An 11,143-nucleotide genomic window follows, 5' to 3' on the forward strand; every position below is an offset into this window, starting at 1 on the left:
TCAAAAGGAAAAATCCTGGCCGGCTACGCCATCAAGGAAGTAATCAGCTTTCCGCCATCAACAATTTCGATCGGTCGATCACCCGGTGCCATCAATTCTTTGTCCGAAACAATGCCCAGCAACCGATACATCGTCGCGGCCAAGTCGGCGGGCGAAACTGGATCCGAATCGGGTTCGGCCGCGGTCGAATCCGAGGCACCGTGAATGATTCCGCCTTTGATTCCGCCACCGGCCAACATCACGCTGAACACTTTGGGCCAGTGGTCGCGTCCGGCATCGGTGTTGACCTTAGGCGTACGCCCAAACTCGCTGGTCACCATCACCAAAGTTTCGTCCAGCATGCCGCGATCAGAGAGATCGTCAATCAAAGCGGCCAACCCTTGATCGAGAGACGGCATTGTTTTCTTCATATTGCCGGTCAAGTTTTGGTGCATATCCCATTGTCCGTAGGTCATGGTCACCAGCCTGACGCCGGCCTCCACCAAGCGGCGTGACATCAACAAACGTTGACCTGCTTCGCTGCGGCCGTATTTGTCGCGAAGCTTGTTGTCTTCCTTGTTAATGTCAAACGCTTCCTTCGCCGCGGGCGTGTCCAGCAGATCGTAGGCTCGTTCATAAAACGTATCCATTGCACCAACGTTGTCGGCGGTATGCATTTGATCGAAAGAATGATTCACGATCTGGAGCGCGGACTTGCGTCGGAGGAACCGCTGCTCATCGACTCCGCCAGCCAAATTCAGATCGCGCACCTTGAAATCACCGCGAGCAGGATCGCTGCCGAGTGCGAATCCGCCGTAGCTGCTTGGCAGGTATCCCGTTCCGGCAAATTCATTGGGTACGTTCGGAATGCATACATAAGGTGGCAAATTGTTTCGGGGGCCATATTCGTGACTGACCACGGCACCGAAACTGGGGTACTGAACAGCCGGACTTGGTTTGTATCCAGTAAACATGTTGTGGACGCCGCGGGGATGAGCCGCTTCGCCATGGGTCATCGACCGAATGATGCTGAACTTGTCGGCCCGTTTGGCAAGCTGCGGAACGGTCTCGCAGAAATGTTCGCCAGTAGTGGTTTTGATCGGCCGAAGCTCGCCCCGGTATTCCAGCGGACTGTAAGGTTTGGGGTCAAAAGATTCCTGCTGGGCCATGCCACCCGGCAGAAAAACGTGGATGACGCTTTTCGCTTTTGCTTTGATCGCGTCGTACGTCTTTTGCTCGGCGAAGGCCTGACGCATCAACAAATCGGGTAGCGTTAAGCCAAAACCACTCATTGCACCGGCGGCCAGCATGCCACGTCTGCTGAGTGAGTTGCCGAAGCAAGGGTTGCGTTGACTTGGGAAACGAAAGGCAGAACGTTTCATTGTAAGATTTCCTCAACACACAGCCGATGGATCAAACAAATCAGGTCAACGGGGAATTCGTTGAACCTAGGTTCGCTTGTCGCATTGGATGCTTAGGCAGGGAACGTTTGTTACGTTAAATTTGAGGCGAAACGGTACAAACGGCGGGAAGGCGGGACAGCAAAAAGTCTGCAATCTCGGCGGCGGATTATCTTCGCTGTTGCTCATAGGCTAACGCCGCAAAATTCAAACGTCAAATATCGGCCGCGTCGTGTATACTCATGTACACCGAAGGCGAGCGATGAAAGGCGTCTTCGCGTTGCTCAATAACGTCAATCATGCGAAAAACTCTGTTATAGTAAATGGAACGACGCAGCGTTCTTCTTCATTCTAATCAATCCGTGGCTTCATGCCCGAAACCGCCTCTTCCTATCCCTTCCTGACGCCTCCGACCAGCAATGACTACCTGGGTTCGCTGGCTCATTATCGCGTCGTCAGTGAACTGGGACGTGGGGGAATGGGGTACGTTTTCAAGGCGGAGGACAGCAAGCTAAAACGCAGTGTTGCGTTGAAGGTGATGAATCAGAAGATTGCCGAGGTCGCCGGTAGCCGCAAACGGTTTATCAGCGAAGCCAGGGCAATGGCTGCGATTCACCACGACAATGTGGCGACCATTTTTGAGGTCGGCGAATCGGGCGGCACGCCGTTCATGGCGATGGAAATGCTGAAGGGCGAGACGCTGGAGGAACGAAATCGGCGAAAAGAACTGCTCGATTTTGAGACCGTTATTCAGTACGCGACCGACATTGCACGTGGATTAGAAGCTGCCCACGTACGCGGAATTGTTCACCGAGATATTAAACCGGCGAACATCTGGATCGAAGCGGAAACCAATCGAATCAAGATCTTGGACTTTGGATTGGCTTTGGCTAGCACTCCGGTGGACCAACTAGCTGGGCGTGGGTCCGTGGTTGGGACGCCCGGCTATTTGTCGCCTGAACAAGCCAGGTCAGATCCGTTGGACAATCGCAGCGACTTGTACAGCCTAGGTGTCGTTCTGTACGAGATGTGTACAGGAAAATTGCCGATTCAATCCAAGTCGGTACACCAACAATTGATTTCGATTTTGGCCCACCGTCCCAAGCCGATCGACGAGGTCAATCCGGACGTTCCCAAGCCGCTGCGTGACATGATTCACAAGTTGCTGCGGAAAGAACCACGTTCTCGTTTCCAGTCGGCGAAGCTGTTGGAAGCTGAACTAAAAGTGGTCGAGGAAGCGTGCCATCAGCAATCCGAAGTTGCGCAAGCGATCAATCGATTGAAGGCTGGCTTAGACCAAGTCACGACCACCGATGCCGCGCCCGTTGCGGCGTCGGCGAGCCCGCAAGTGGTTGAAAACGGGTTCGCTGGGATCGACGAATTGCCGGCACCCGCGATGGACCCGCTGGCGATCCCAGCAGGCCCGCTTGGTCAGCCGGGATCGATTAGCGGAGCCTACCAAGCCGTCAATCCGCATGCGGTCGGCGGCAACCGCCCGACGCGGAAGAAACCACCACCCCAACCGTCCGGGCTGCAAAAGCACCTACCCCTAATTGCGATCGCCTGCATGGGACTGATTGCTTTGCCGTTGATGACGTTCTTCTTTACGGGACTTGGTCGCAGCAACGAAAACTCGATTGTGATGGTTCCGTCAGGCGGAAATACGCCGCCCCCCGCAAAACAGCCCCCCGCAAAACAACCCCCTCGCTCATCTATTTCCAAACCAGCCGACCAGAACAAAAAAAAGCCTCAACCTAAGCCTGTTGCCGCCAAACCGACACCGAAGCCGACACCGAAACAAAAACCACGGCCAGCACCGGAGCCTGCCAAACCCGAACCCAAGCCTGCTGCGACCCCAAATCCCGCGGGCAAAGAGGAAAACAAAAACAGCAAAAATCCGAACCAAGCAATGACCGCGTCTGATTCGGTTGTTGTTGAAAAACCATCGCTTGAACCGGAGAATTCAGCGGAGCCATCAAAAGAGGCCTCAAAAGAGCCTGCGGTTACCGCCTATTCAGGACCAACCCGAGTTGTCGCTTTTGGCACGATCGACAAAAGGGGTGCCGATGCCATGGTGCAGGAAGGATCCAACGACAACATGGGCTTGCGTCCCAGTCTCGGCGTTCGCACCAAAGGCGGAACTGAAGTCAACCACACCTACCTGCGGTTCGACATCTCTCAACTAAAAGGAAGTGGCGATCAAATCCAAGACGCTCGTTTGGTGTTGAACCTCTTTGGAGGCAAGCAACCAGTCGGGGCCACGGTGCGAGTGATAGGAATTAAGGATGCGGGGCTCTGGCCCGAAGACCGAATCGCCTGGATCAATTCGCCATCGAATGAAAAGCTGCCAAAACCGCTCAGTAAATTCCCCGTCCTTGTCAAAACAACGCTAACCAAGGCGGCGTTAGATAAGCATCCAGGGCAGGTCCATCTTGGCGGCCCGAAAATGGTCGATTTCCTGCGCCAAGAAAAAGACACCGTGACGTTTGCGATCGCCGGGAAATGGGACGAGCGGTTGCTTCGTTTCAAGAGCCGCGAACGGTCGCTAGAAGAGTCACCGCTGCTGCAAATCGTTGTTCCAGAATAACTTCAGAACAGATTGTCCTGAATCGCTCGCCGTCTCTTTTTAATCTACCGTTGCGGCGCTGATTTTCTTTCGCGTTCCCATTGGCAACACGTCGTACGGCTTTGCGTAGTAGTAGGTTTCCACGACTCGGCCAGCCTTGCGTTTGTAATCGCCACGATGGGTCGCCGCGTGCCATGCCATCGCTTCTTGGCTGGTCGGCGCGATCTTGTAAGCGATCTTTCCGCCAATGTTGGTCGGCCGGTTGTACCGACGGCGGTAGGAGATCGGCAAACGATTCCCGATCGGGCCGATGACATCGATCCGCGGTCGAACCGGTTGGTTTTCGCGATCAGGGTGATGGGCATCGACTGAAGTGACCGATGCCAAAGCCAAAAACAAAATGGTCGTCAATCGGCGCACGAAATCTCTATCCAACATTAGCGTGAAACGGTTTGTGGACTGGTGACTACGACGTAGCGAAAGCCACCGTCCATACGTTGGATCGGCAACGCGATGCCCGCGCATGCATTCGATCACGGATAGCTGATACAACCGAACCTTTTAGAAACGAGCAAGCATCTCCGATGCGACTCTTGAAAGCAGAAAGTAGGCCGTAGCGAGCTTCCAGCGAGTTACGGCAATGCACAATGTTTTTTCATCAGGCTAGGGTTTGCCCAACGATGCCGCCAAAGTGAACGCCATCAAAACGGCCATGTAGCCGCCCATAATTCGTGCGTAGCCTGATGCAGCGTATTCCAGTGCGAATCCTGCGGTGTTGGCGTTAAGTCCGTACTCGCCCAGTGAAACCAAAATCGTGATTACGGTCGAGGCAACCAGACCGAGAACAAACCATGAAACTCGTTTGGCGATCGTTGTCTGCGGCCTGACCATCGAAAAACAGCAATAGGAAACCAGCGGCATAATGATCCAAACCCAGGCCAAGACGATCCAATAGAAAGGTGCATCGCTGCCAAGGTCGACGCGTTGCATCAGCGTGAACAATGTTGCCGCTGCGACTGTGCAGGCGATCAGGTCAAAGATGGCGAACTGGTTGCGGTGACTTGCCTGAGTGGTTTGCGATGCGTTAACTGCTCGCGATCGCCACTGCCACTGGATCGGCGAAAAAAAGTGAAAGCCGACCGTTTGGAAAACAACCAGCCCAAGTGTGTTGGCGAGGTAACGGGCCAGGGTGTGATCCGAAAACTGTTCAATGACGAATGCCCCGATCAATGCCACTGCGGCTTGAGCGGCAAACATCAAACCACGACGCCGAATGATCATCACCACCCACGACGCTCCTGAAACGCCGCCGTAACAGAACCCTCTCAACCAGAACTTGGTCAATTCCAACTTCTCGATTCCGTAGGCCTGTTTGGACTCGTCGGTTTTCAGGCCGTGCATCAACGAGACGCAGCATGCGATAACGCCAACGATGACGACGACCATCACGATTAGGCTGGCGGCACTGATTGCGATCGCCTGTTGTGGGCGCTTTGCTGTCTCGCCGGTATCATCTGGGCCGGCAGGCGAAGGATCTGTCAATGAAATTTCTCGGGTACGGCGGCTAACGATTTCATCCCATGTTTACCGATGGTACCACGGAGCCGATCATTGCGATTATCGGCCATCCAATCGCAGGAAATCCAAGCCAACTGGCGATCGAACGAAGCCTGCATGCGTTGGGGCTTGAATGGCGAGTGCTCTCGTTTGACGTCACGCCTGAAAACGTCGCCAAAGCTCTTGACGGTTTCTCAGTCACGGGGATCGCGGGCGTGATGATCGCGACCAACCTGCAGGATGCTGCCGCGAAGTGGTATTCAGGATACGCCCAAGCAACGCAGCCAACCGATGACGCTCTGCAACCGCCGGCAGATGCCCAGCCAGAAACTCGCCCAGAAACTCGCCCAGCGTCTGATCAGCCCGTTGATCCACCGTCAACTCAATCGTCCGTTTCGCGAATCAATTGTTTGTATCGAGACGAGCAACTTGGTTTCGTGGGCAGCGATCAGCAAATCGCGTATCTGGAAACTCGGCTGGCCAAGCATCCAATCAGTGATGCATTATGGCTGGGTGAATTGCCAAGCGAGGAACAACGTGCTTGCTGGCCAAGTCATTGGAATTTGTTTTCTGACAGCCCCGCCAGCACGGTTCCGGTCGCGGACGTGGATGCCGACCTCGTTGCCTCGGCCGACTTGATTGTCCTAGCTGATATGAATTCCGCCGATCCTGACGAAGACGATTTTGACGAGTGGCCAGCCGACGATGGAACGACTTTTGTGATCGACCTGGTCGGCAGTGAATCAGTGGTCGAGCAATTAAGGCAACGAGGTTATATCGTCGTTGGTTGCGTCGATTTGCAGGTTGGCATGCTGGCTGGATGCATCGAAAAATGGACTCAGCGGCAAGCGTCGCACGAAACGATCGCCGAAGCCATCGAAGAGTACTTTGGCGTCTAACGCAACCGTGATGGGCCGTCAGTCTATCCGCGAGTCGCCGAAAAATGCCGTATTTCGCCCCGCTCAAATAGGGCGTACAGCCAATAGGGCGTAACGCTAATTTGGCCTACAGCTCACCTGAAAAACACTGCTGATGAAAAAAGCATCGACGAAACAAACGTCTTCCAGCTTGGTCAAGCAATTGATTCGCGCGGCAAAGAAGCTGCGTGATGAAGTGGACGAGCTAGAATTTGGCGCCCCGGTTACTCACGTCTACAACCCGCTTCGGTATGCATGGAAATCGCATCAGGCGTACCTGTCGCTGGTCGCCGGACATTCGCCTGTCAATTTGTTTTTGGGGATGAACCCCGGGCCTTGGGGAATGGCTCAAACCGGCGTTCCGTTTGGTGAAATCGCTTCGGTTCGCGATTGGATGGGGATCGAAACGGCGGTCGGTTCGCCACCGGTCGAACATCCCAAGCGAATGATCGAAGGTTTTGATTGCCAGCGAAGCGAAGTCAGTGGCCGCAGGTTGTGGGGTCTGTTTGGAGAGAAATATGGGACGCCCGAATCATTCTTCGAGCAGAATTTTGTCGCCAACTACTGCCCGCTGGTCTTCATGGAATCCTCGGGCAAGAACCGGACGCCTGATAAATTGAACGCGGAAGAACGCGAGTCGTTGGGCTTGATTTGCGACGAGCATTTGGCATCAGTGATCAGTGCGATGCAGCCCCAGCGGGTGATCGGCGTCGGGGCTTACGCAGAAAAATGCTTGGCACGCGTCGTGAAGGAACGTTCGATCGACGCCGATATTCATCGAATCCTGCATCCAAGTCCTGCGTCGCCTGCTGCCAACAAGGATTGGGCGGGCAAGGTGACCGGGCAATTGAAAGATGTTGGCGTTTGGTAGGCGTCCAACCCGACAAGATCGGGCGTATTTAACGAAAATGTCGGCTCGGTGCCCTGATTGCCGTTGACGATTCGCTAGCAGTTCGCCACATTCTGCCTTCCTGTTGAGCCAACCAGCTTGACGGAAGTGGGAGACCTTGCCGCCGTGGTCCTGTTTTGGACCGATTAAGGGACTGGTGAAGTCGCCGAACCACCCGACCAACTAGAAGTTTGATCTGAACCATTCAGGTCCTAGCGTCGTGCCCCCTACTGGGTAATTGAAATGGGAAAAAAATCTAAGCGCTATCGTGCTGCACTCGAAAAGCAGCCGGCGGAGCCACTGCCTCTCGATCAGGCGGTGGAAGCTTTGCAAGCTTTTGACAAAGCAAAGTTCGACCAAACGGTCGAAGTTCACATGCGTTTGGGCGTTGACCCAAACCAAGCCGACCAAATCATTCGCGGCTCATTGGTTCTGCCAAACGGAATCGGTAAGCAACAACGCGTGGTTGTGTTCGCCAAGGGCGACGCAGCGAAGGCAGCCGAAGAAGCGGGTGCCGATGAGGTCGGTCAAGAAGATTTGGCAAAGAAAATCAAAGACGGTTGGACTGACTTCGACGTCTGTATCGCAGCCCCCGACATGATGGGCTTGGTCGGACCTTTGGGTCGAGTCCTTGGTCCTCGCGGATTGATGCCCAGCCCACGTGCTGGCACCGTGACGCCGGACGTCGCTAAAGTTGTCAGCGAATATAAAGCAGGGAAGGTTGAGTTCCGGAATGACAAGGGCGGAAACGTTCATGCCATGGTCGGAAAGCTCAGTTTTGACAAGACAAAACTGGTTGAAAACATTGACACCTTCATTCAATTCATCGAAGGCCTCAAGCCGCAAACAGTCAAAGGTGCCTACGTCAAAGGCATCGCTATCTGTGCGACGATGAGTCCAAGTGTCCGAGTTGCAGGTTAGGTGAATCGATGAGTAAATACGTCAAAGAACTTGTGACACGCGATATCCAACGAAGGCTCGATGGGGTCGAGGATGCCGTGGTGGTCAGTTGCGTCGGAATGGACGCAAACACAACGAACGAACTTCGCGGTGAGCTTGGGAAGAAAGACATCCACATGTTGGTTGTCAAGAATTCGCTGGCTCGACGTGCTACCGAAGGTACGAACGTCGCTCCCGCTTTTGAGGGTGCGACAGGTCAAGTAGGCGTCTGTTGGGGAGCGACCGATTTTGTGTCGCTGGTCAAAGAGATCGTCAAGCTGGACAAGGACAGCGAGAAGTACGAGAAGTTCGTCGCCGGTGGCGGCGTCATGGATGGCGAAAAGCTAGATGCCGACGGTTTGAAAGCCGTTAGCAAGTGGCCTAGCCGTGAAGAGCAAATTTCGATGTTGGTCGGTCAAATTCTCGGACCTGGTGCGACGCTCAGTGCGGCGATGCTTGGCCCCGGTAAGATGCTGAACAGCCAGATCAAACAAAAAGGCGAAGGCGACGAGTAGTCCGCCACGCTTCTTTCCATAGTTTTCAAAAAATCAACCGAACTTACTAAATCTGTTTTCGAGGTAGAGAGATGTCCGAAGAAACCGCAGTTGTCGAATACAGCGACGAATCCAAGTCCATGGGCGACAAGATCGCTGAAATGACGCTGAAGCAAGCCAAAGAGCTGAGCGATTACCTGAAAGATGTTCATGGTATCGAACCAGCCGCTGGTGGTGGTGCTGTCATGGTCGCCGCCGGTGGTGGTGAAGGTGGCGAAGCCGCCGCTGAGCAAACTGAATTCGACGTGATCCTGACCGGATTCGGCGACAAGAAGCTGAACGTTGTGAAGGTTGTCAAAAACCTGACCGGCGCTTCGCTGATGGAAGCCAAGAAGATGGTCGAAGGTTGCCCAGCCACCTTGAAGGAAGGCGCATCGAAAGAAGACGCCGAGAAGGTCAAGGCAGAAATCGAAGAAGCAGGCGGAGCCGTCGAACTCAAGTAGTTCCAGGCCAACCGATTCTGATTACAAACAAACCACGCAGCGGCTTACGCTCTGCGTGGTTTTTTTTCGTTCGTATTGCGAAGTGCTACATGCCTAAAATAACCGTCATTGGGGCATTGCCGACAAGCAAAGTAGCATGGCGGCCCCCGCCGTGCGTTCAATGCGCCTGACCCAATACGATACTTATCATCGATCGCGGCAGTGGGTAACACAGTGAATCAACGTTAGATTGTTAAACCCAACGTAGGCCCGAACAAACGTAGGCCGGAACAAACGTAGGCCGGAACAAGCTTTGCGCAGTTCCGGCAATTGCATGGTACAGCATTGAATTGCCGGAACTGCGCAAAGCTTGTTCCGGCCTACATCGACTGAACCCTGGCGGGCCCAGCTACGAAAGATTTCGCCACCTGCGGAACTTGTTTCTTGGCAGATTCCTAAACGCTAACGCATGAACGGCAACGATGGCAAGTTCGCGATTCCGACGCCGCCCGATGTTGGTGGCAAGGCGTGCCCGTGGACTTGCGATGTCGGGTACAAGTCGTTCGCTCGCATCCCGCTCTGTCCGGAGTTCCGCCGAGGCGGATCGCTGGTCATTCGGCCAATCGTGCTGGCGGCGATTTGCGGTGCGCTGTAACTCGGTGCGCTGTAAACCGGCGTGCTATACGTCGTCGCTACTCGTGACTGATTCAATGGAGCGACTCTGGCATTGCTGTCGAGCGGTCGTAACCTAGCAGCGATCGCGCTCGATGCATCCGTTGGACTTGGGTCTGGTGGTGCGACTTTGCCGACCACTTCTAGCTCAGTCTTTTGCTCTCGCTGCATTCGAACCTGTTGCCGGGACACATCAACGGTTCGGTTTTCAGCGATCCATTTCGTCCGCCGTTCGGTTCGGTTGACGACTTCGTTGCGAGCTTCCCAACGCGTTTCGGGGACGTGATGGTAAGCCACGGTAGGCTGTTGAAACGGATTCCAACGACCATGCATTCTTGGCTGCCATTTGTACTCAACAACCGGCGTGTACACGGTGCGATTTTCGGGCTTGGTTTCGGTAACCGTTTCTGGTCGGTAAACCGTTTGGTTTTGCTTTACTACTTTGGTTTCAATGACCGGCCTTTCGACCGTTTTAGAAACCTGGCGATAGACAATTCCGGTTTGCGGATCCGTGAACAGTCCGCGTGAATTGGTGGCAGGCGCTTGAGCGCTGGCGCTGGTCCAGTAGACTTGGCTGATACAGCAAAGCGTTAGGGAAGCGAGGATTGCGCGAATGGCAGTGCGACCACCGGTCAGGTGGGCGGCTTTTGAAAAGATCCGAGCGTTCATGGCAATCCTTCGCCGCGGGTTCGGAAGATGGTAAGCGAGTCCAACCTCATCCCCCAGCGTGTTCGCCTTTTTGAGCGTAACGAACTGAATACGAAGATGCCTCATGGTGTCATTCGGCACCACTGGCATCCGGTACTGAGAAAATTTGATGATCGACCCAAAATTACTTTCGCTCCTTCGCTGCCCAACGGGTGGTGGAGCACTCACGATTGCCGACGAATCACTGACAAATCGTCTGAATCAGATGATAGAACAGGGCGATGGAAAAGTTCGCGATCGCATGGACCAACCGGTGGAAACGGTGGTGGACGGAGGGCTTGTCGATGAAAACAAGCAATGGCTCTACCCCATCCGAATGGGCATCCCAACGCTGGTAGCAGATCAAGCGATCGCGATTGAGTGACTGCGACGTATTTCTTTCGAACAATAATGGTGAGCCGCTGGCGGTGAGGCCTCGGGCAATGCGGTAGGCCCGGCCGCTTACGCGTCGCGGCTCACTTTAATCGACAGGCCGGCGAGCCCCCGGATGGCTGCCCCCACATCATTTATCTGGCTCGGTTTCGCGGCTACGCCGCGAAA

Annotated in this window: 11 protein-coding genes; 7 read left to right on the plus strand and 4 right to left on the minus strand. The window is 54.5% G+C overall.

What is annotated here, in order from left to right; genetic code table 11:
• Nucleotides 1-23 precede the first annotated feature (23 nt).
• On the minus strand, nt 24-1,361 hold the full coding sequence (locus RC85_RS15635) for a DUF1501 domain-containing protein (RefSeq protein ID WP_084422722.1): 1,338 nt from the start codon (nt 1,359-1,361) through the stop codon (nt 24-26).
• A 388-nt stretch (nt 1,362-1,749) separates the two neighbouring features.
• Between RC85_RS15635 and RC85_RS15640 the strand changes: the two genes are divergently transcribed.
• Complete coding sequence (locus RC85_RS15640) at nt 1,750-3,966, plus strand: protein kinase domain-containing protein (RefSeq protein ID WP_068264503.1); 2,217 nt, start codon at nt 1,750-1,752, stop codon at nt 3,964-3,966.
• A 39-nt stretch (nt 3,967-4,005) separates the two neighbouring features.
• Here RC85_RS15640 and RC85_RS15645 read toward each other — a convergent pair whose 3' ends face one another.
• Nucleotides 4,006-4,383, minus strand: coding sequence for a hypothetical protein (locus RC85_RS15645; protein ID WP_149752647.1), 378 nt, complete (start codon nt 4,381-4,383; stop codon nt 4,006-4,008).
• Between the two features lie 225 nt (nt 4,384-4,608).
• The gene (locus RC85_RS15650; protein WP_068264505.1) at nt 4,609-5,487 is read right to left on the minus strand and encodes a hypothetical protein; all 879 of its coding nucleotides are present in this window, start codon (nt 5,485-5,487) and stop codon (nt 4,609-4,611) included.
• Nucleotides 5,488-5,525: 38 nt separating this feature from the next.
• On the opposite strand from RC85_RS15650, the gene RC85_RS15655 reads away from it, so the two are divergent.
• From RC85_RS15655 to rplL, 5 genes are all read left to right on the plus strand, one after another.
• A complete protein-coding gene (locus RC85_RS15655; RefSeq protein ID WP_068264509.1) occupies nt 5,526-6,401 on the plus strand; it encodes a hypothetical protein in 876 nt (291 codons plus the stop codon).
• Nucleotides 6,402-6,534: 133 nt separating this feature from the next.
• Nucleotides 6,535-7,290, plus strand: coding sequence for a uracil-DNA glycosylase family protein (locus RC85_RS15660; RefSeq protein WP_068264512.1), 756 nt, complete (start codon nt 6,535-6,537; stop codon nt 7,288-7,290).
• Nucleotides 7,291-7,551: 261 nt separating this feature from the next.
• Nucleotides 7,552-8,229, plus strand: coding sequence for a 50S ribosomal protein L1 (rplA, locus tag RC85_RS15665; RefSeq protein WP_068264514.1), 678 nt, complete (start codon nt 7,552-7,554; stop codon nt 8,227-8,229).
• A gap of 8 nt (nt 8,230-8,237) precedes the next feature.
• Entirely contained in the window at nt 8,238-8,762 is a 525-nt protein-coding gene (rplJ, locus tag RC85_RS15670; RefSeq protein ID WP_068264516.1) for a 50S ribosomal protein L10, read from the plus strand.
• 71 nt (nt 8,763-8,833) lie between these two features.
• Nucleotides 8,834-9,244 carry a 50S ribosomal protein L7/L12 gene (gene rplL, locus RC85_RS15675; RefSeq protein WP_068264518.1) on the plus strand — a complete coding sequence of 137 codons (411 nt, stop codon included), beginning with the start codon at nt 8,834-8,836 and terminating at the stop codon, nt 9,242-9,244.
• Nucleotides 9,245-9,685: 441 nt separating this feature from the next.
• Here rplL and RC85_RS15680 read toward each other — a convergent pair whose 3' ends face one another.
• Nucleotides 9,686-10,564 carry a hypothetical protein gene (locus RC85_RS15680; RefSeq protein WP_068264520.1) on the minus strand — a complete coding sequence of 293 codons (879 nt, stop codon included), beginning with the start codon at nt 10,562-10,564 and terminating at the stop codon, nt 9,686-9,688.
• 148 nt (nt 10,565-10,712) lie between these two features.
• Here RC85_RS15680 and RC85_RS15685 point away from each other — a divergent pair, with 148 nt between their 5' ends.
• Nucleotides 10,713-10,967: a hypothetical protein gene (locus tag RC85_RS15685; protein ID WP_068264522.1), complete on the plus strand. Its 255-nt coding sequence runs from the start codon at nt 10,713-10,715 to the stop codon at nt 10,965-10,967.
• Nucleotides 10,968-11,143: the final 176 nt, after the last annotated feature.

This window comes from Rubripirellula obstinata (assembly GCF_001642955.1).
Classification (GTDB): domain Bacteria; phylum Planctomycetota; class Planctomycetia; order Pirellulales; family Pirellulaceae; genus Rubripirellula; species Rubripirellula obstinata.